This is a genomic window from Enterovibrio litoreus, from assembly GCF_045679545.1.
Lineage (GTDB): Bacteria > Pseudomonadota > Gammaproteobacteria > Enterobacterales > Vibrionaceae > Enterovibrio.
Map to the genome: position 1 here is coordinate 18,023 of NZ_CP166194.1, position 21,776 is coordinate 39,798.

11 protein-coding genes, 4 tRNA genes, 6 rRNA genes and 1 riboswitch are annotated in these 21,776 nt (G+C 49.2%); all 21 genes read left to right on the plus strand.

Annotated elements, in window-relative coordinates:
* The first annotated feature begins 159 nt into the window (after window positions 1-159).
* The 21 genes from AB8599_RS00075 to thiH all read left to right on the plus strand — a co-directional run bounded on the left by AB8599_RS00075 (window position 160) and on the right by thiH (window position 21,723).
* Window positions 160-786: a YigZ family protein gene (locus AB8599_RS00075; RefSeq protein WP_407331819.1), complete on the plus strand. Its 627-nt coding sequence runs from the start codon at window positions 160-162 to the stop codon at window positions 784-786.
* 43 nt (window positions 787-829) lie between these two features.
* A complete protein-coding gene (locus AB8599_RS00080; protein WP_407331820.1) occupies window positions 830-2,287 on the plus strand; it encodes a TrkH family potassium uptake protein in 1,458 nt (485 codons plus the stop codon).
* 27 nt (window positions 2,288-2,314) lie between these two features.
* A complete protein-coding gene (gene hemG, locus AB8599_RS00085; protein ID WP_407331821.1) occupies window positions 2,315-2,839 on the plus strand; it encodes a menaquinone-dependent protoporphyrinogen IX dehydrogenase in 525 nt (174 codons plus the stop codon).
* 633 nt (window positions 2,840-3,472) lie between these two features.
* A 16S ribosomal RNA gene (locus AB8599_RS00090) occupies window positions 3,473-5,017 on the plus strand.
* A 405-nt stretch (window positions 5,018-5,422) separates the two neighbouring features.
* Window positions 5,423-8,315: ribosomal RNA gene (locus AB8599_RS00095) — 23S ribosomal RNA — on the plus strand.
* Window positions 8,316-8,437: 122 nt separating this feature from the next.
* Window positions 8,438-8,553 (plus strand): 5S ribosomal RNA (gene rrf / locus AB8599_RS00100).
* A gap of 439 nt (window positions 8,554-8,992) precedes the next feature.
* Window positions 8,993-10,537 (plus strand): 16S ribosomal RNA (locus tag AB8599_RS00105).
* A gap of 68 nt (window positions 10,538-10,605) precedes the next feature.
* Window positions 10,606-10,682: transfer RNA gene (locus tag AB8599_RS00110), tRNA-Ile, on the plus strand.
* A gap of 41 nt (window positions 10,683-10,723) precedes the next feature.
* Window positions 10,724-10,799, plus strand: a tRNA-Ala gene (locus AB8599_RS00115).
* Between the two features lie 352 nt (window positions 10,800-11,151).
* Window positions 11,152-14,044: ribosomal RNA gene (locus AB8599_RS00120) — 23S ribosomal RNA — on the plus strand.
* A gap of 122 nt (window positions 14,045-14,166) precedes the next feature.
* Window positions 14,167-14,282, plus strand: a 5S ribosomal RNA gene (rrf, locus tag AB8599_RS00125).
* Together the 16S, 23S and 5S rRNA genes with 3 tRNA genes alongside form the textbook arrangement of a ribosomal RNA operon.
* Window positions 14,283-14,388: 106 nt before the next feature.
* Window positions 14,389-14,465, plus strand: a tRNA-Asp gene (locus AB8599_RS00130).
* Window positions 14,466-15,002: 537 nt separating this feature from the next.
* Window positions 15,003-15,239, plus strand: a complete 237-nt coding sequence (locus AB8599_RS00135) for a hypothetical protein (RefSeq protein ID WP_407331822.1) — start codon at window positions 15,003-15,005, stop codon at window positions 15,237-15,239.
* 76 nt (window positions 15,240-15,315) lie between these two features.
* Window positions 15,316-15,392, plus strand: a tRNA-Trp gene (locus tag AB8599_RS00140).
* 198 nt (window positions 15,393-15,590) lie between these two features.
* Window positions 15,591-15,974 carry a fluoride efflux transporter CrcB gene (crcB, locus tag AB8599_RS00145; protein WP_407331823.1) on the plus strand — a complete coding sequence of 128 codons (384 nt, stop codon included), beginning with the start codon at window positions 15,591-15,593 and terminating at the stop codon, window positions 15,972-15,974.
* Between the two features lie 49 nt (window positions 15,975-16,023).
* Window positions 16,024-16,122: riboswitch (TPP riboswitch) on the plus strand.
* 114 nt (window positions 16,123-16,236) lie between these two features.
* Complete coding sequence (gene thiC / locus AB8599_RS00150; RefSeq protein WP_407331824.1) at window positions 16,237-18,168, plus strand: phosphomethylpyrimidine synthase ThiC; 1,932 nt, start codon at window positions 16,237-16,239, stop codon at window positions 18,166-18,168.
* 8 nt (window positions 18,169-18,176) lie between these two features.
* Window positions 18,177-18,857 carry a thiamine phosphate synthase gene (gene thiE / locus AB8599_RS00155; protein WP_407331825.1) on the plus strand — a complete coding sequence of 227 codons (681 nt, stop codon included), beginning with the start codon at window positions 18,177-18,179 and terminating at the stop codon, window positions 18,855-18,857.
* Entirely contained in the window at window positions 18,835-19,638 is an 804-nt protein-coding gene (locus AB8599_RS00160; RefSeq protein ID WP_407331826.1) for a HesA/MoeB/ThiF family protein, read from the plus strand. Before thiE ends, AB8599_RS00160 begins: the two co-directional genes overlap by 23 nt.
* The gene (thiS, locus tag AB8599_RS00165; protein ID WP_407331827.1) at window positions 19,622-19,822 is read left to right on the plus strand and encodes a sulfur carrier protein ThiS; all 201 of its coding nucleotides are present in this window, start codon (window positions 19,622-19,624) and stop codon (window positions 19,820-19,822) included. The genes AB8599_RS00160 and thiS overlap by 17 nt, the downstream gene beginning before the upstream one ends.
* A 2-nt stretch (window positions 19,823-19,824) precedes the next feature.
* Window positions 19,825-20,595: a thiazole synthase gene (locus AB8599_RS00170; RefSeq protein ID WP_407331828.1), complete on the plus strand. Its 771-nt coding sequence runs from the start codon at window positions 19,825-19,827 to the stop codon at window positions 20,593-20,595.
* A gap of 15 nt (window positions 20,596-20,610) precedes the next feature.
* Window positions 20,611-21,723 (plus strand): 2-iminoacetate synthase ThiH, encoded by a 1,113-nt coding sequence (gene thiH, locus AB8599_RS00175; protein WP_407331829.1) that lies wholly within the window; start codon window positions 20,611-20,613, stop codon window positions 21,721-21,723.
* Window positions 21,724-21,776 lie beyond the last annotated feature (53 nt).

The window sequence follows — 21,776 nt, forward strand, 5'->3', positions numbered from 1 at the left end:
TCGAAAAGGCAAATAAAATGTTAAACGATTGTTTGAATTTTGTGTTTGATCTACTTCTCATCTCGCGTGAGCGGGTATGCTTATTCTCAAAAAGCAGTTAGTCATTTGCGCGGGTTACTGTGCTAAAATCCCGCGCCTTTTCAATGATAGGTCTTTGAAATGAATCTCACCCCTTATCTGACCCCTGCGAGTGCAGTGGTATCAGAAGAGGAAATTAAAAAAAGCCGCTTTATCACTTATCTTGCACATACGCCAAGCATAGAAAGTGCAAAATCTTTCGTGGCGGAGATAAAAGCTAAGCATCATGATGCGCGTCATAACTGTTGGGCATTTGTGGCTGGGCGTCCAGGCGATTCAATGAGCTGGGGGTTTAGCGATGATGGCGAACCATCAGGAACCGCGGGAAAGCCGATGTTGGCTCAGCTTTCAGGTTCTGGGGTAGGCGAAATCACCGCAGTGGTGACGCGCTACTATGGCGGAATACGTCTTGGTACAGGTGGTTTGGTTAAAGCGTATGGTGGCGGTGTTCAGCAAGCGCTGGCGAAATTGGTGACAAATGAAAAGACAATTACGGCTCAGTTCACATTAAGCTGTGAATACCCTCACATTGCCTTGATCGAATCTATCTTGGCTTCCTATATCGCGGTTAAGGTTAATACTGAATTCAGCAATAATGTGTTGATAACAGTGGAAGTGGATGCACGGAGTGCTGATCAGATGGTGAGTGAGATTGTAAATCGTACTCGCGGTCAGGTAAGTGTGGCCGGGCTAAATAATAACTCATGATTCAGGCGAACGTCTGAATACAAGGATTGAGCCCCCTCAGGCTATGCAATTTCGTTCAATTATCCGTATCGTCGGGCTTCTCCTGGCACTCTTTAGTATCACCATGCTGGCGCCAGCGGTGGTGGCATTTATTTATCGTGATGGTGAAGGTTTTCCCTTCGTTCTTACTTTCTTTCTTTTGCTTGCTGGTGGCGGTTCGCTATGGTTTCCCAACCGGCGTTATCGACATGAGCTAAAAGCGCGAGATGGCTTTCTGATCGTTGTACTGTTTTGGACGGTAATCGGCAGTGCTGGGTCTATTCCATTTATGCTCTCCGAACAGCCCAACATGTCTGTCACGGATGCTTTCTTTGAATCTTTCTCTGGCCTAACGACAACAGGGGCAACCGTGATAGTTGGCCTTGATGAGTTGCCCAAAGCAGTTCTGTTTTATCGCCAGCTTCTGCAGTGGTTTGGTGGCATGGGTATCATTGTGCTTGCCGTTGCAATATTACCCGTGTTGGGTATAGGTGGTATGCAGTTGTATCGGGCTGAAATTCCAGGGCCAGTTAAAGACAGTAAGATGACACCGCGTATAGCCGAAACCGCAAAAGCGCTTTGGTATATCTACTTGGCGTTGACAGTGTCATGTGCAGCGGCTTATTGGTTGGCGGGAATGTCGATCTTTGATGCTATTAGTCATAGTTTCTCGACGGTCGCTATTGGTGGATTTTCTACCCATGATGCGAGTATTGGCTATTTCAATAGTTCGGCGATCAACTTCATTACCGTTTTCTTCCTTTTTATATCCGCGTGTAACTTCTCACTGCACTTTGCTGCGTTTGCTAGTGGGAAGCTTCACCCCGGGTTCTACTTCAGAGACCCAGAATTTAGAGCGTTTGTTGCTATTCAGATTATTCTGCTGGCGATTGTTTTTGGCATGCTGATGGATCATGGCACCTATGACTCAGAGTTTGAGGCGTTTAACCAAGCTATTTTCCAAACCGTGTCAATTTCAACCACTGCGGGCTACACCACGACAGGCTTTTCTGAATGGCCTTTGTTCCTCCCAGTGTTGCTCCTCTTTTCCTCCTTTATAGGAGGGTGTGCGGGTTCTACCGGTGGTGGCATGAAAGTTATTCGTATATTGCTGCTTTCTCTGCAAGGTTCCCGAGAGTTAAAGCGTTTGGTTCACCCCCGCGCTGTTTACACCATTAAAGTGGGTAACAAGGCACTGCCGCAACAAGTTGTTGATGCGGTTTGGGGCTTTTTCTCTGCCTATGCACTGGTATTTGTTCTTTGTATGCTGGCATTGATTGCTACGGGCATGGACGAGCTCACCGCATTCTCGGCTGTCGCGGCAACATTAAATAACCTTGGCCCTGGCTTGGGTGAAGTTGCTGTGCATTTTGGTGACGTAAATAGCAGTGCTAAATGGGTGTTGATTTTGTCTATGCTGTTTGGGCGACTTGAAGTCTTTACCTTGCTTGTCCTCTTTACGCCCACATTTTGGCGCAGCTAGCTCGGTTCGCATTTATTAGGAATTACTATGAAAAAGGCACTTCTTCTTTATTCAAGCCGTGAAGGGCAGACAGTTAAGATCCTCCGCTTTATCGAAAAGGAATTAGCGGGCAGTTATCGGTGTGATTTGGTGGACTTGCACGAGATGCCAAATGTGAATTTGTCAGACTACGATAGAGTCCTCATTGGTGCTTCTATCCGTTACGGGCACTTTAATAAGAAGCTGTACCAGTTTATTGATAACCACCTTTCTGCTTTGAAAGCGGCTGGTGCTGCTTTTTTCTGTGTGAACCTGACCGCACGTAAACCTGGGAAGGACACGCCAGAGGGGAGCGTCTACATTCAGAAGTTCTTAAAGCTATCCCCATGGCAGCCAGAAACGATAGATGTATTCGCTGGTGCCCTCTATTACCCGCGTTATCGTTTATTTGATCGCATCATGATTCAATTCATTATGAAGATGACAGGCGGCGAAACGGATTCTAGTAAAGAGGTAGAATACACGAACTGGGAACGTGTGAGGCAATTCTCAAAGCGTTTTGGTTCACTTTAACGGCGTTTCGTGTGAAAAGTGAACGAACGAATTGTTTTGAATGAAAAACTGCAATAAAGCCCTTGCCAAGATCTCAAACCGCCCTATAATGCCGCCTCACTGACACGGAGAGCGGCTTCCAAACTAGGAAACACTCACTAAATCAGTACGGCGAAACGGCTTCAAAATTGATTGAAAATAAACGCTTGACGTTAACGACTCAATCAGTAGAATGCCCGCCTGCTTCAACGGAAAAGCCCAGTGCTTATCGCGGTTGAAGGGAGTCAACAAGACGTTTTGAAGGTTGCGAAAGCAACGTTGAAAAATCTCAAAATTTCTTCTTGACTTCATCGCCCGGCAGCGTAAAATTCGCAGCCCTGACGATGAGAAGGCGCCTCCACGGAGTCGCTTCTACAGTCAACGTTCTTTAACAATTTGACCTATACAATCTGTGTGGGCACTCGTATTTGATAGACATAAGATTTATCAATGAACTGAGTGACCCAATCGAATTGGAAATCAGCCTTGAGCTGTTTTGATTTCACTTTTTCAAAAGTGGAAACCAATAAGAAACACAGTCAATGCAGATTTGCCTTAGGGCAAAAAAGTAATTCAGTATTCATTGAGCGTCACTTTCGAGTGACAACAAAATTCTAATTGAAGAGTTTGATCATGGCTCAGATTGAACGCTGGCGGCAGGCCTAACACATGCAAGTCGAGCGGTAACATTTCAAAAGCTTGCTTTTGAAGATGACGAGCGGCGGACGGGTGAGTAATGGCTGGGAACCTGCCCTGACGTGGGGGATAACAGTTGGAAACGACTGCTAATACCGCATGATGTCTACGGACCAAAGAGGGGGATCTTCGGACCTCTCGCGTCGGGATGGGCCCAGTTGGGATTAGCTAGTTGGTGAGGTAATGGCTCACCAAGGCGACGATCCCTAGCTGGTTTGAGAGGATGATCAGCCACACTGGAACTGAGACACGGTCCAGACTCCTACGGGAGGCAGCAGTGGGGAATATTGCACAATGGGCGCAAGCCTGATGCAGCCATGCCGCGTGTGTGAAGAAGGCCTTCGGGTTGTAAAGCACTTTCAGCAGTGAGGAAGGTTAGTACGTTAATAGCGTATTAATTTGACGTTAGCTGCAGAAGAAGCACCGGCTAACTCCGTGCCAGCAGCCGCGGTAATACGGAGGGTGCGAGCGTTAATCGGAATTACTGGGCGTAAAGCGCATGCAGGCGGTTTGTTAAGCAAGATGTGAAAGCCCCGGGCTCAACCTGGGAACCGCATTTTGAACTGGCAGGCTAGAGTCTTGTAGAGGGGGGTAGAATTTCAGGTGTAGCGGTGAAATGCGTAGAGATCTGAAGGAATACCGGTGGCGAAGGCGGCCCCCTGGACAAAGACTGACGCTCAGATGCGAAAGCGTGGGGAGCAAACAGGATTAGATACCCTGGTAGTCCACGCTGTAAACGATGTCTACTTGGAGGTTGTGACCTAGAGTCGTGGCTTTCGGAGCTAACGCGTTAAGTAGACCGCCTGGGGAGTACGGTCGCAAGATTAAAACTCAAATGAATTGACGGGGGCCCGCACAAGCGGTGGAGCATGTGGTTTAATTCGATGCAACGCGAAGAACCTTACCTACTCTTGACATCCACAGAAGAGACCAGAGATGGACTTGTGCCTTCGGGAACTGTGAGACAGGTGCTGCATGGCTGTCGTCAGCTCGTGTTGTGAAATGTTGGGTTAAGTCCCGCAACGAGCGCAACCCTTATCCTTGTTTGCCAGCACGTCATGGTGGGAACTCCAGGGAGACTGCCGGTGATAAACCGGAGGAAGGTGGGGACGACGTCAAGTCATCATGGCCCTTACGAGTAGGGCTACACACGTGCTACAATGGCGTATACAGAGGGCAGCGAGGCCGCGAGGTGGAGCGAATCCCAGAAAGTACGTCGTAGTCCGGATCGGAGTCTGCAACTCGACTCCGTGAAGTCGGAATCGCTAGTAATCGTGGATCAGAATGCCACGGTGAATACGTTCCCGGGCCTTGTACACACCGCCCGTCACACCATGGGAGTGGGCTGCACCAGAAGTAGATAGCTTAACCTTCGGGAGGGCGTTTACCACGGTGTGGTTCATGACTGGGGTGAAGTCGTAACAAGGTAGCCCTAGGGGAACCTGGGGCTGGATCACCTCCTTAACGATACTATTGATGCAAGTGTCCACACAAATTGTATAGGTTGAAGAATAAAACGGAAAAAGCCCTAATGAATGACAGTGTCATTGATTAGCGCTTTTTGCGCTGTTCTCGAAAGAGAAATGCTCTTTAAAAATCTGGAAAGCTGACTAGTAAATTTAATCGAATGATTAAATTGAAATCTGTTTCTTATCTCTCTACCCGAGAGGTAACGAAACAAAAGTTCTCAAAACGTTAATTCTTCGGAATTAACACCAAACACATTCAAGTGTTCTTGGTTTCATTCTTCTCTTAGAGAGGGGTGAACATATTTGAGTCCGGCGAAAAACCGTTCATTGAAAGATGAACTTGTTCTTTAACGAGAACACCTTGGTTGTTTGCCATACACAAGACCTCTTGGGGTTGTATGGTTAAGTGACTAAGCGTACACGGTGGATGCCTTGGCAGTCAGAGGCGATGAAGGACGTAGTAACTTGCGATAAGCGTAGATAAGGCAGTAACAGCCACTTGAGTCTACGATTTCCGAATGGGGAAACCCACGTGCATAAGCACGTATCATGCAGTGAATACATAGCTGTATGAGGCGAACTCGGGGAACTGAAACATCTAAGTACCCGAAGGAAAAGAAATCAATTGAGATTCCGGCAGTAGCGGCGAGCGACCCCGGATTAGCCCTTAAGCGGTTTAAGTGTTAGTGGAATACCCTGGAAAGGGTAGCGATACAGGGTGATAGCCCCGTACACGACAATGCTTTTATCGTGAAAACGAGTAGGACGGGACACGTGGTATCCTGTCTGAACATGGGGGGACCATCCTCCAAGGCTAAATACTCCTGACTGACCGATAGTGAACCAGTACCGTGAGGGAAAGGCGAAAAGAACCCCTGTGAGGGGAGTGAAATAGAACCTGAAACCGTGTACGTACAAGCAGTGGGAGCCTCTTCGTGGGGTGACTGCGTACCTTTTGTATAATGGGTCAGCGACTTACTTTTAGTAGCAAGGTTAACCGAATAGGGGAGCCGTAGGGAAACCGAGTCTTAACTGGGCGAATGAGTTGCTAGGAGTAGACCCGAAACCGAGTGATCTAGCCATGGGCAGGTTGAAGATTGAGTAACATCAATTGGAGGACCGAACCGACTAATGTTGAAAAATTAGCGGATGACTTGTGGCTAGGGGTGAAAGGCCAATCAAACTCGGAGATAGCTGGTTCTCCCCGAAAGCTATTTAGGTAGCGCCTCGGACGAATACTACTGGGGGTAGAGCACTGTTAAGGCTAGGGGGTCATCCCGACTTACCAACCCTTTGCAAACTCCGAATACCAGTAAGTACTATCCGGGAGACACACGGCGGGTGCTAACGTCCGTCGTGGAGAGGGAAACAACCCAGACCGCCAGCTAAGGTCCCAAAGTTATCGCTAAGTGGGAAACGATGTGGGAAGGCTCAGACAGCCAGGATGTTGGCTTAGAAGCAGCCATCATTTAAAGAAAGCGTAATAGCTCACTGGTCGAGTCGGCCTGCGCGGAAGATGTAACGGGGCTAAGCGATACACCGAAGCTGCGGCATCAACTCTTCGGAGTTGTTGGGTAGGGGAGCGTTCTGTAAGCCGTTGAAGGTGAACTGTAAGGTTTGCTGGAGGTATCAGAAGTGCGAATGCTGACATGAGTAACGATAAAGGGGGTGAAAAACCTCCTCGCCGGAAGACCAAGGGTTCCTGTCCAACGTTAATCGGGGCAGGGTAAGTCGACCCCTAAGGCGAGGCCGAAAGGCGTAGTCGATGGGAAACGGGTTAATATTCCCGTACTGCTTATAACTGCGATGGGGGGACGGAGAAGGCTAGGTGAGCTTGGCGACGGTTGTCCAAGTTCAAGTGCGTAGGTGGGTGTCTTAGGTAAATCCGGGACGCTGTTAACACTGAGACACGATGTCGAGTCACTACGGTGATGAAGTCATTGATGCCATGCTTCCGGGAAAAGCCTCTAAGCTTCAGGTTATAAGCAATCGTACCCCAAACCGACACAGGTGGTCGGGTAGAGAATACCAAGGCGCTTGAGAGAACTCGGGTGAAGGAACTAGGCAAAATGGTACCGTAACTTCGGGAGAAGGTACGCTGCCTCCGGTGAAGTCCCTTGCGGATGGAGCTAGAGGCAGTCGCAGATACCAGGTGGCTGCAACTGTTTATTAAAAACATAGCACTGTGCAAAATCGAAAGATGACGTATACGGTGTGACGCCTGCCCGGTGCCGGAAGGTTAATTGATGGGGTTATCTTCGGAGAAGCTCTTGATCGAAGCCCCGGTAAACGGCGGCCGTAACTATAACGGTCCTAAGGTAGCGAAATTCCTTGTCGGGTAAGTTCCGACCTGCACGAATGGCGTAATGATGGCCACGCTGTCTCCACCCGAGACTCAGTGAAATTGAAATCGCAGTGAAGATGCTGTGTACCCGCGGCTAGACGGAAAGACCCCGTGAACCTTTACTACAGCTTGGCACTGAACATTGACCCTACATGTGTAGGATAGGTGGGAGCCTTAGAAGCACGTACGCCAGTATGTGTGGAGGCAATCTTGAAATACCACCCTTGTATGCTTGATGTTCTAACGTTGGCCCCTAATCGGGGTTGCGGACAGTGCCTGGTGGGTAGTTTGACTGGGGCGGTCTCCTCCCAAAGAGTAACGGAGGAGCACGAAGGTGGGCTAATCACGGTCGGACATCGTGAGGTTAGTGCAATGGCATAAGCCCGCTTGACTGCGAGAATGACAATTCGAGCAGGTACGAAAGTAGGTCATAGTGATCCGGTGGTTCTGAATGGAAGGGCCATCGCTCAACGGATAAAAGGTACTCCGGGGATAACAGGCTGATACCGCCCAAGAGTTCATATCGACGGCGGTGTTTGGCACCTCGATGTCGGCTCATCACATCCTGGGGCTGAAGTCGGTCCCAAGGGTATGGCTGTTCGCCATTTAAAGTGGTACGCGAGCTGGGTTTAGAACGTCGTGAGACAGTTCGGTCCCTATCTGCCGTGGGCGTTGGATGATTGAGAGGGGCTGCTCCTAGTACGAGAGGACCGGAGTGGACGAACCTCTGGTGTTCGGGTTGTCACGCCAGTGGCATTGCCCGGTAGCTAAGTTCGGAATTGATAAGCGCTGAAAGCATCTAAGCGCGAAGCAAGCCTCGAGATGAGTCATCCCTGACACTATAAGTGTCCTAAAGGGTTGTTGGAGACTACGACGTAGATAGGTCAGGTGTGTAAGCGCTGCGAGGCGTTGAGCTAACTGATACTAATTGCCCGTGAGGCTTAACCATACAACACCCAAGGGGTTTTAGCGGACTCAGATAAGAACATTGAATGTGTATTGAGAGATAGGCTAGTCAGATTTTCTTCAGATTTTTGTTTTTCGCGCAAGCGGGGGACACAACAAAATTTGCTTGGCGACCATAGCATTATGGACCCACCTGATCCCATGCCGAACTCAGTAGTGAAACGTAATAGCGCCGATGGTAGTGTGGGGTCTCCCCATGTGAGAGTAGGACATCGCCAGGCTTCAAATTTGAATGAGAGCCCGTTCAAGCGAACGGGCTTTTATTTCGCTCCGACTGATTGTAATGTGAGCGACGTTAAGAAAAGATTTTTATACGTCATCTTCGGATGAAAAAAGATGAAAGTTTTTTCTTGACTGAACATCAGAATCGCGTATTATACGCGGCCTGACTTGCTGAAGCGCAACGCGCCAACGCATTGAAAGTCAACGTTCTTTAACAATTTGACCTATACAATCTGTGTGGGCACTCGTATTTGATAGACATAAGATTTATCAATGAACTGAGTGACCCAATCGAATTGGAAATCAGCCTTGAGCTGTTTTGATTTCACTTTTTCAAAAGTGGAAACCAATAAGAAACACAGTCAATGCAGATTTGCCTTAGGGCAAAAAAGTAATTCAGTATTCATTGAGCGTCACTTTCGAGTGACAACAAAATTCTAATTGAAGAGTTTGATCATGGCTCAGATTGAACGCTGGCGGCAGGCCTAACACATGCAAGTCGAGCGGTAACATTTCAAAAGCTTGCTTTTGAAGATGACGAGCGGCGGACGGGTGAGTAATGGCTGGGAACCTGCCCTGACGTGGGGGATAACAGTTGGAAACGACTGCTAATACCGCATGATGTCTACGGACCAAAGAGGGGGATCTTCGGACCTCTCGCGTCGGGATGGGCCCAGTTGGGATTAGCTAGTTGGTGAGGTAATGGCTCACCAAGGCGACGATCCCTAGCTGGTTTGAGAGGATGATCAGCCACACTGGAACTGAGACACGGTCCAGACTCCTACGGGAGGCAGCAGTGGGGAATATTGCACAATGGGCGCAAGCCTGATGCAGCCATGCCGCGTGTGTGAAGAAGGCCTTCGGGTTGTAAAGCACTTTCAGCAGTGAGGAAGGTTAGTACGTTAATAGCGTATTAATTTGACGTTAGCTGCAGAAGAAGCACCGGCTAACTCCGTGCCAGCAGCCGCGGTAATACGGAGGGTGCGAGCGTTAATCGGAATTACTGGGCGTAAAGCGCATGCAGGCGGTTTGTTAAGCAAGATGTGAAAGCCCCGGGCTCAACCTGGGAACCGCATTTTGAACTGGCAGGCTAGAGTCTTGTAGAGGGGGGTAGAATTTCAGGTGTAGCGGTGAAATGCGTAGAGATCTGAAGGAATACCGGTGGCGAAGGCGGCCCCCTGGACAAAGACTGACGCTCAGATGCGAAAGCGTGGGGAGCAAACAGGATTAGATACCCTGGTAGTCCACGCTGTAAACGATGTCTACTTGGAGGTTGTGACCTAGAGTCGTGGCTTTCGGAGCTAACGCGTTAAGTAGACCGCCTGGGGAGTACGGTCGCAAGATTAAAACTCAAATGAATTGACGGGGGCCCGCACAAGCGGTGGAGCATGTGGTTTAATTCGATGCAACGCGAAGAACCTTACCTACTCTTGACATCCACAGAAGAGACCAGAGATGGACTTGTGCCTTCGGGAACTGTGAGACAGGTGCTGCATGGCTGTCGTCAGCTCGTGTTGTGAAATGTTGGGTTAAGTCCCGCAACGAGCGCAACCCTTATCCTTGTTTGCCAGCACGTCATGGTGGGAACTCCAGGGAGACTGCCGGTGATAAACCGGAGGAAGGTGGGGACGACGTCAAGTCATCATGGCCCTTACGAGTAGGGCTACACACGTGCTACAATGGCGTATACAGAGGGCAGCGAGGCCGCGAGGTGGAGCGAATCCCAGAAAGTACGTCGTAGTCCGGATCGGAGTCTGCAACTCGACTCCGTGAAGTCGGAATCGCTAGTAATCGTGGATCAGAATGCCACGGTGAATACGTTCCCGGGCCTTGTACACACCGCCCGTCACACCATGGGAGTGGGCTGCACCAGAAGTAGATAGCTTAACCTTCGGGAGGGCGTTTACCACGGTGTGGTTCATGACTGGGGTGAAGTCGTAACAAGGTAGCCCTAGGGGAACCTGGGGCTGGATCACCTCCTTAACGATACTATTGATGCAAGTGCTCACACAAATTGTATAGGTTGAAAAAGCAAAGAACGTTACTTAGATGGGTCTGTAGCTCAGGTGGTTAGAGCGCACCCCTGATAAGGGTGAGGTCGGTGGTTCAAGTCCACTCAGACCCACCAATTTCATTTCCTAGATGAAATTGGTACTAAGTAATATCGATGGGGTTATAGCTCAGCTGGGAGAGCGCCTGCCTTGCACGCAGGAGGTCTGCGGTTCGATCCCGCATAGCTCCACCACTCTTTAAAAACATTCTCACGAGTGTCTTTAGAAAGTGGACATCTCTGTCTCAGAGATACATCACTTTGCTCTTTAAAAATCTGGAAAGCTGACTAGTAAATTTAATCGAATGATTAAATTGAAATCTGTTTCTTATCTCTCTACCCGAGAGGTAACGAAACAAAAGTTCTCAAAACGTTAATTCTTCGGAATTAACACCAAACACATTCAAGTGTTCTTGGTTTCATTCTTCTCTTAGAGAGGGGTGAACATATTTGAGTCCGGCGAAAAACCGTTCATTGAAAGATGAACTTGTTCTTTAACGAGAACACCTTGGTTGTTTGCCATACACAAGACCTCTTGGGGTTGTATGGTTAAGTGACTAAGCGTACACGGTGGATGCCTTGGCAGTCAGAGGCGATGAAGGACGTAGTAACTTGCGATAAGCGTAGATAAGGCAGTAACAGCCACTTGAGTCTACGATTTCCGAATGGGGAAACCCACGTGCATAAGCACGTATCATGCAGTGAATACATAGCGGCATGAGGCGAACTCGGGGAACTGAAACATCTAAGTACCCGAAGGAAAAGAAATCAATTGAGATTCCGGCAGTAGCGGCGAGCGACCCCGGATTAGCCCTTAAGCGGTTTAAGTGTTAGTGGAATACCCTGGAAAGGGTAGCGATACAGGGTGATAGCCCCGTACACGACAATGCTTTTATCGTGAAAACGAGTAGGACGGGACACGTGGTATCCTGTCTGAACATGGGGGGACCATCCTCCAAGGCTAAATACTCCTGACTGACCGATAGTGAACCAGTACCGTGAGGGAAAGGCGAAAAGAACCCCTGTGAGGGGAGTGAAATAGAACCTGAAACCGTGTACGTACAAGCAGTGGGAGCCTCTTCGTGGGGTGACTGCGTACCTTTTGTATAATGGGTCAGCGACTTACTTTTAGTAGCAAGGTTAACCGAATAGGGGAGCCGTAGGGAAACCGAGTCTTAACTGGGCGAATGAGTTGCTAGGAGTAGACCCGAAACCGAGTGATCTAGCCATGGGCAGGTTGAAGATTGAGTAACATCAATTGGAGGACCGAACCGACTAATGTTGAAAAATTAGCGGATGACTTGTGGCTAGGGGTGAAAGGCCAATCAAACTCGGAGATAGCTGGTTCTCCCCGAAAGCTATTTAGGTAGCGCCTCGGACGAATACTACTGGGGGTAGAGCACTGTTAAGGCTAGGGGGTCATCCCGACTTACCAACCCTTTGCAAACTCCGAATACCAGTAAGTACTATCCGGGAGACACACGGCGGGTGCTAACGTCCGTCGTGGAGAGGGAAACAACCCAGACCGCCAGCTAAGGTCCCAAAGTTATCGCTAAGTGGGAAACGATGTGGGAAGGCTCAGACAGCCAGGATGTTGGCTTAGAAGCAGCCATCATTTAAAGAAAGCGTAATAGCTCACTGGTCGAGTCGGCCTGCGCGGAAGATGTAACGGGGCTAAGCGATACACCGAAGCTGCGGCATCAACTCTTCGGAGTTGTTGGGTAGGGGAGCGTTCTGTAAGCCGTTGAAGGTGAACTGTAAGGTTTGCTGGAGGTATCAGAAGTGCGAATGCTGACATGAGTAACGATAAAGGGGGTGAAAAACCTCCTCGCCGGAAGACCAAGGGTTCCTGTCCAACGTTAATCGGGGCAGGGTAAGTCGACCCCTAAGGCGAGGCCGAAAGGCGTAGTCGATGGGAAACGGGTTAATATTCCCGTACTGCTTATAACTGCGATGGGGGGACGGAGAAGGCTAGGTGAGCTTGGCGACGGTTGTCCAAGTTCAAGTGCGTAGGTGGGTGTCTTAGGTAAATCCGGGACGCTGTTAACACTGAGACACGATGTCGAGTCACTACGGTGATGAAGTCATTGATGCCATGCTTCCGGGAAAAGCCTCTAAGCTTCAGGTTATAAGCAATCGTACCCCAAACCGACACAGGTGGTCGGGTAGAGAATACCAAGGCGCTTGAGAGAACTCGGGTGAAGGAACTAGGCAAAATGGTACCGTAACTTCGGGAGAAGGTACGCTGCCTCCGGTGAAGTCCCTTGCGGATGGAGCTAGAGGCAGTCGCAGATACCAGGTGGCTGCAACTGTTTATTAAAAACATAGCACTGTGCAAAATCGAAAGATGACGTATACGGTGTGACGCCTGCCCGGTGCCGGAAGGTTAATTGATGGGGTTATCTTCGGAGAAGCTCTTGATCGAAGCCCCGGTAAACGGCGGCCGTAACTATAACGGTCCTAAGGTAGCGAAATTCCTTGTCGGGTAAGTTCCGACCTGCACGAATGGCGTAATGATGGCCACGCTGTCTCCACCCGAGACTCAGTGAAATTGAAATCGCAGTGAAGATGCTGTGTACCCGCGGCTAGACGGAAAGACCCCGTGAACCTTTACTACAGCTTGGCACTGAACATTGACCCTACATGTGTAGGATAGGTGGGAGCCTTAGAAGCACGTACGCCAGTATGTGTGGAGGCAATCTTGAAATACCACCCTTGTATGCTTGATGTTCTAACGTTGGCCCCTAATCGGGGTTGCGGACAGTGCCTGGTGGGTAGTTTGACTGGGGCGGTCTCCTCCCAAAGAGTAACGGAGGAGCACGAAGGTGGGCTAATCACGGTCGGACATCGTGAGGTTAGTGCAATGGCATAAGCCCGCTTGACTGCGAGAATGACAATTCGAGCAGGTACGAAAGTAGGTCATAGTGATCCGGTGGTTCTGAATGGAAGGGCCATCGCTCAACGGATAAAAGGTACTCCGGGGATAACAGGCTGATACCGCCCAAGAGTTCATATCGACGGCGGTGTTTGGCACCTCGATGTCGGCTCATCACATCCTGGGGCTGAAGTCGGTCCCAAGGGTATGGCTGTTCGCCATTTAAAGTGGTACGCGAGCTGGGTTTAGAACGTCGTGAGACAGTTCGGTCCCTATCTGCCGTGGGCGTTGGATGATTGAGAGGGGCTGCTCCTAGTACGAGAGGACCGGAGTGGACGAACCTCTGGTGTTCGGGTTGTCACGCCAGTGGCATTGCCCGGTAGCTAAGTTCGGAATTGATAAGCGCTGAAAGCATCTAAGCGCGAAGCAAGCCTCGAGATGAGTCATCCCTGACACTATAAGTGTCCTAAAGGGTTGTTGGAGACTACGACGTAGATAGGTCAGGTGTGTAAGCGCTGCGAGGCGTTGAGCTAACTGATACTAATTGCCCGTGAGGCTTAACCATACAACACCCAAGGGGTTTTAGCGGACTCAGATAAGAACATTGAATGTGTATTGAGAAATAGGCTAGTCAGATTTTCTTCAGATTTTTGTTTTTCGCGCAAGCGAGGGACACAACAAAATTTGCTTGGCGACCATAGCATTATGGACCCACCTGATCCCATGCCGAACTCAGTAGTGAAACGTAATAGCGCCGATGGTAGTGTGGGGTCTCCCCATGTGAGAGTAGGACATCGCCAGGCTTCAAATTCGTTTTCATCTTTTTAAGATAAAGATGAAGGCAAAAAGTTTAGATACCCGCGTTGAACGGCGTGTATCGGATAGACACCAAGGTGTTTATCACCGTGTGGAGCGGTAGTTCAGTTGGTTAGAATACCGGCCTGTCACGCCGGGGGTCGCGGGTTCGAGTCCCGTCCGCTCCGCCACTTATTAGAGAAACCTCAGCAGAAATGTTGAGGTTTTTTGCTATCTGCGCCCCAGAAAAGTGCTTCGCACTTTAGGTTGCGTCCGGGAGGCCGGCCCACTTGCCGTGCGCGTTGAGTCCGGTTACTTCACCATTAATTTAAAGACGCCTCGCCAGAAATGACGGGGCTTTTAATCGTTTTGCTCCCAGAAAGCTTGTGACGCCGCGACACGCATTAGCTTGATTGAATGCAAGCTCAGTTGTTCTCAAATCTATTTTGAAGTTTCTTCTTCTTACGCACCTCCTGAAGCATCGTTTTTAATATCTTTTTTTGGGAAAGTTCACACATTCAAGCGGTTGGATCTATAGGTGCTTGCCGTGTTAGTGGCAATCGAACTGTAGATTCCTTTGGGCACTTCCTATGCGGCCATGCACTTTTTCTTATTAATAATTTCATTAATTGTTTGATTTGTTGTAGTAAGAAGTCTAGAACTTCATGTATGACAATCCATACATGAAGTGATCGGTGTTGAGTTATTGCATATTATGCAATGCAACAATGGATTTGATTGGTTTTTTTCTTACTATTGAGAGCTTTTTTTTATACCATCACGTTATTATCAAACCACTATTTAACGGCTTGGAGAGTCATCAAATGAATGATTTATCAGCATTAATTCAAATGACGTTACTTTGTACAGCAGTTGCAACTGCTGTGGCTGGTCCAGCGGTTATTGCTTTACTCGTATTTAATAAATACAAACAAAACCTTGCTGAAAAGCACGACATTGCTTAATTCCTGTTCAGTTGGAGTGCGCTGTGTTACTAAACTCTGGCTATTTTGCTTATTGTCGTTAGAATAACGTCCGTATAGGGGTGTAGCTCCAATTGGCAGAGCAGCGGATTCCAAATCCGCGTGTTGGGAGTTCGAATCTCTCCACCCCTGCCACATTCAAGGCCTCGACAGCAATGTCGGGGCTTTTTTGTGTCTGTCACTTTTTCACTTCAGTATCACTTCGGCTTCAGCGTATCTCTAATACATCTCAGTTATACGCAATCACATCCATTTATCACCCTTGTTTTAGCGCTTGTTGATTTTACGGCGTATCATATTGCTACTGTTTTAAGCTACGAGTGGTTTCAGTTTATGAATCAAGCGATTTTGCTTTTCTACATTGCACTTGGCGGCGCGGTAGGTGCTTGTTCTCGTTATCTCATTTCTGAGCTTTGCGTTATTTTATTAGGTCGAGGTTTTCCTTATGGAACGCTAACGGTGAACGTTATTGGTTCATTGATAATGGGATTTCTTGTGGCAGCACTTGAACAGGAAACCTTTGGTCCTGGTCCATGGCGGCACTTGATTGGCCTTGGTTTTCTTGGTGCACTCACAACGTTCTCGACGTTCTCAATGGACAACGTTTTGCTGCTTCAGCAAGGTGAATGGTTCAAAATGGGACTTAACATCGTATTGAATGTTGTAGTGTGTATTTTCTCAGCGTGGGCTGGTTTTCAGCTTTTAATGCGCAGCTAATCACAAACACTAAGGTTGAGAAGGCGTAGCGCATTTCTTATACTGCTGCTGATACTTGTCGGAGTGCCACTTGGCTGAGACCGCGAAAGCGGGATCCGTTGAACCTGATCAGGCTAATACCTGCGAAGGAAACAAGAGAAGCAAATACAATCGTGTTTTTAGATTACGTCACCCCAAATGGGGTAAGTGTATCTATGCGTAACACACCTCTTGCAGAGCAAATCCGGCAAGCATTTATTCCCTCAATTAATGGAGTAATGCTATGTCGACCCGTAAACAAGCCAGAAACGAAGCTAAAGATTTCATCGACAACCTGTCGGTACAACCCTTCCCTAATTCTAAGAAAGTCCACGTTGTAGGATCCCGTCCTGATATCCGTGTTGGTATGCGACAAATCTCATTGTCTCCAAGTCTGATTGGCGGCAATAAAGAAACGCCACAATTTGAAGATAACGAGCCTGTATTGATATATGACACCTCAGGTGTCTATACGGATCCTGATTATCACATTGATATTTATGCGGGCTTGCCAAAGCTTCGTGAGCGCTGGATTGAAGAGCGTTCCGATACGGAGTTACTCGATAAGGTCACGTCTGAATTTGCTCAAACTCGCTTGGATGACGATACGCTAGATGAACTGCGTTTCGGTAGGCTGCCTGATATCCGTCGTGCGAAAGCAGGTAAGCGAGTGACTCAGCTTTACTATGCGCGACAGGGTATTGTTACGCCGGAAATGGAATACATCGCCATACGTGAAAATATGGGACGCCACAAATATGCAGATGATCAACTGAATCACCAGCATCCAGGGCAAAGCTTTGGTGCCAATCTACCTAAAGAAATCACCCCAGAGTTTGTGCGCAGAGAAGTCGCGGAAGGTCGCGCGATCATCCCATCTAATATCAACCATCCCGAATCCGAACCGATGATTATCGGGCGAAATTTTTTGGTTAAGGTCAACGCCAACATTGGTAATTCGTCTGTGAGTTCTTCAATAGAAGAAGAAACAGAGAAGTTGGTGTGGTCGACTCGCTGGGGTGGCGATACGGTCATGGATTTGTCGACGGGACGAAACATTCACGAGACCCGTGAGTGGATCTTGCGTAATAGCCCCGTACCGATCGGCACTGTACCTATGTATCAGGCGCTTGAGAAGGTTAACGGGATTGCAGAAAACCTAACGTGGGAGGTAATGAGAGACACGCTTATTGAGCAAGCCGAGCAGGGGGTTGACTACTTTACGATTCACGCTGGTGTTTTGCTGCGATATGTACCAATGACTGCCAAGCGCGTGACGGGAATAGTGTCTCGTGGTGGATCTATTATTGCGAAATGGTGCCTTGCTCATCACACTGAAAGTTTCCTCTACACCCACTTCAGAGAGATCTGTGAAATTTGTGCTCAGTATGATGTCGCGCTTTCTTTGGGGGACGGCTTGCGCCCCGGCTCAATTGCAGATGCGAATGATGAAGCGCAATTCTCTGAGTTGCGCACTTTGGGTGAGTTGACCAAAGTCGCTTGGGAGTACGATGTACAGGTCATGATTGAAGGCCCTGGTCACGTGCCGATGCACATGATCAAAGAAAACATGAACGAGCAACTCAAGCACTGTCATGAAGCGCCTTTTTATACTCTCGGCCCACTGACGACGGATATCGCACCAGGTTACGACCACATCACATCTGGCATTGGTGCTGCCATGATTGGTTGGTTCGGTTGCGCCATGCTTTGCTATGTGACACCGAAAGAACACCTTGGCTTACCGAATAAAGACGATGTCAAAACCGGCTTGATCACTTACAAATTGTGCGCGCATGCCGCAGACCTCGCAAAGGGCCACCCTGGCGCGCAGGTTCGCGATAATGCCTTGTCTAAAGCACGTTTTGAGTTTCGCTGGGAAGATCAATTTAATCTGGCGCTTGACCCAGATACAGCGCGCGCTTATCACGACGAAACGCTGCCTCAAGAGTCTGGCAAGGTGGCGCATTTCTGTTCGATGTGCGGGCCTAAGTTTTGCTCCATGAAGATAAGCCAAGAAGTCCGGCTTGCTTTTGCTAAAGACGAAAGCGCTAAAAACCAAGAGAAAGGCCAAGCGGTAGAAGTTCAGATGCTGGATGATCCGCTGGAAGGCATGAAACAAAAATCGGCAGAGTTCTTGGCCAAAGGCAGTGAACTTTACCACCAGAAAGCGTAGGAGGAGCGATGAAACCTTCAACGTTAAACCATCGTGTATCATTTGCGCGTCTCGAGGAGGGCATTGGCCCTCTTTATCCGGTGGTTGATGACATTGTATTGCTCAAGCGCTTGTTGACGCTGGGCGTGCGCACCGTTCAGCTTAGGGTCAAAGATCCCAATCATCCCGACTTAGACGTCATGATCGAAGAGGCCGTCTCCGCTGGAAAGATCGCTAAGGCTCAGGTTTTTATCAATGATTACTGGGAGAAAGCACTCGCAGCAGGGGCATACGGTATACACCTCGGTCAAGATGATCTGAAAGATGCAGATCTCGAGGCCATTGCTCAGGCGGGGGTTCGTTTGGGGATCTCAACTCGAACGGAGCAGGAGCTGGATTTAGCTCTCTCGATTGCGCCGAGCTATTTGGCTATTGGACATATCTTTCCGACGCCAACCAAAGTCATGCCCACACCTCCTCAAGGCACAGAACAATTGGCTCAACACCTGAAAACCGTCGACGGTCGTTTCCCGACCGTCGCGATTGGTGGTATTGATTTGTCTGTTGCACCAGAGGTTTGGCAAACCGGCGTGGATGCGATTGCCGTTGTTCGAGCTATCACCGAATCGGGCTATCTGCCTTCGACGCTTCAGTCGTTTTCACGCATTTTGACCGAGGAGGCGAGACATGAGCATTCCGCCGCTGTCTGATAGCGAGTTTGAGCGTTACAGCCGTCAAATTATGCTGTCTGAGTGGGGAGAAGAAGGGCAGTCTCGCCTGAAGCAAGCAAAGGTACTTATTGTGGGATGTGGCGGTTTAGGCACAGCAGCCAGCCTCTATCTTGCTGGTGCGGGTGTAGGTCACCTGGTGCTTGCTGATGATGATGCAGTAGAGCGTTCAAACTTATCACGCCAAGTGGCATACCGTGAAGACAATCTGGGTGAGAGCAAAGCGCGCGCACTGAGTGCGCAGCTAATGGCGCTGAACACACAGGTTCAATGTCGCGCAGTGGAACGCCATCTTGCTGGTAGAGCGCTTGATCTCGAAGTGTCATTGGCCGATGTCGTGCTCGATTGCAGTGACAACATGGCGACCCGACAAGCGGTAAATGCAGCGTGCAGTAAAGCCTGCACACCATTGGTTGCAGGTGCCGCGATTGGGTGGCAAGGACAGCTGATGGTGTTTGATTTTTCAGCAAGCACTTCGCCTTGTTATCACTGCTTGTTTCCTGCAAGCAGTGATGAGCCTCCGCGAAATTGCCAAAGCGCGGGGGTCGTGGGCCCCGTTGTGGGTGTTATCGGTAATTTTCAAGCACTGGAAACACTCAAGCTACTGACGCAGACAACAAACATCCCCAGCCGTTTCTATCAACTGGATGGTCAATCCTTGTCGCTTCGCGCAATGCCGATCCCTATTGATAGTAATTGCGCAGTCTGTCATCCCCATAACCCATCGTATATCAACGAGGTGCCCGATGAACATTTGGCTTAATGAACAGGCATATTCGCCAGCCAGTGCCAGTGATCTTGATGCATTGGTTCGCGAGTTGTCATTGCCTCAACAATCGGTGGCTATCGCCATCAACGGGGAGATTATCCCGCGAGGTCAGTGGCAGCAGACACCATTGACCGAAGGCATTCAGGTGGCGGTGTTTCAAGCCATTGCAGGAGGATGACCATGTTAACCATTGCAGATAAAACGTTTTCGTCTCGATTATTTACGGGCACCGGAAAATTTTCCGGAACTAAAGTCATGGCGCAAAGTATTGCGGCAAGCGGCTCTGAACTTGTCACCATGGCGCTTAAACGCATTGACGTTCAAAACCGTGAAGACGATATTCTTGCACCGCTTATCGCGGCCAATCTCAATTTATTGCCGAATACATCAGGCGCAAAAACGGCGAAAGAAGCCATTTTTGCTGCACGATTGGCACGAGAAGCGCTTGGTACTCGCTGGCTTAAGCTCGAAATCCATCCCGATCCAAAGTACTTGATGCCTGACCCGATTGAGACGCTGAAGGCCGCCGAGAGGTTGGTACAAGAAGGGTTCGTTGTTCTCCCTTATTGCCATGCTGATCCTGTGCTGTGTAAGCGACTCGAAGAAGTCGGCTGCGCAGCAGTCATGCCGCTGGGCGCACCGATTGGCAGCAACAAAGGCCTAGTGTCGCGAGACTTTCTCGACATCATCATCGATCAAGCCAAGGTGCCTGTGATCGTCGATGCTGGGATTGGCGCGCCTTCTCACGCTGCAGAAGCGATGGAAAGAGGTGCTGATGCAGTACTGGTGAACACAGCCATTGCAGCGGCACACAATCCTGTTGATATGGCTCGTGCGTTTAAGTTGGCAGTGGAAAGCGGTCGCATGGCCTATGAAGCAGGGTTGGCGGGCAAAGTGCAGCATGCTGTTGCATCGAGTCCACTCACGTCGTTTCTTGATGAGCTTACTTGATAGGCGGGAGGAACCATGAGTTTTTCAATCTCTTGGGAAACAATGGATTGGGATGACGTTCGGTTGTCCATCTACAGTAAAACTGAAGCGGATGTCTTACGTGCGCTGGCGAAACCCAAACGAGATCTTGAGGATTTTAAAGCCTTGATATCGCCTTCCGCCGAGCCCTATCTTGAACAAATGGCGCAACAAGCAGCGGCGTTAACTCGCCGCCGTTTTGGCTATACCGTGAATTTCTATGTTCCGCTGTATTTGTCGAACCTTTGCGCCAATGTTTGCACCTATTGCGGCTTTTCGATGGAGAATCGCATCAAGCGACGTACCCTGTCGATGGATGATATTGGCCGTGAGTGTCGTGCTATCAAGGCGATGAACTTTGACAGCATTTTATTGGTCACGGGTGAGCATCAAACCAAAGTTGGGATGAACTATTTTCGTCAGGCGATACCTGAAATTAAACGTCAATTCAGTTACCTAGCGATGGAGGTGCAGCCGTTAGCGCAAGCAGAGTACGCTGAACTCAAAGAGTTGGGGTTGGATGCGGTGATGGTCTATCAGGAAACCTATAATCGGGTGACTTACGGCGAGCATCATCTTCGAGGTAATAAAACAGACTTTGCTTTTAGGCTTGATACGCCAGATAGGCTGGCGCGAGCTGGCATCGATAAAATCGGTATTGGTGCGCTAATTGGGCTTGATGAATGGCGAACGGATTGCTTTTTCGTCGCGACTCACCTCGACTATTTGGAGCGAACTTATTGGCGCAGTCGTTATTCCATATCGTTCCCAAGATTGCGTCCGTGTGAAGGCGCTGTGCAGCCCAAATCTGTCATGACAGATAGACAATTGGTGCAGCTTATTTGCGCGTATAGGTTGCTGAATACGGAAGTGGAGCTTTCCTTGTCTACCCGTGAATCGCCAGCGTTTCGCGATAAAGTCTTACCCCTTGGGATAACGTCTATGTCTGCGGCATCAAAAACTCAGCCGGGTGGCTATGCCGACGATGAGCCTGAATTGGAACAGTTTGCGGTCTCTGATGAGCGTAGCGCCAGAGAGGTCGCCAATGCGGTGAAAAGTGCAGGCTTTGACGTGGTTTGGAAGGATTGGCAAGCCGGGTACTCCGGGTAGTCAAAAATTGAAAACTAAAAAGGCTCCGAGGAGCCTTTTTCTTTGTGTTCTCG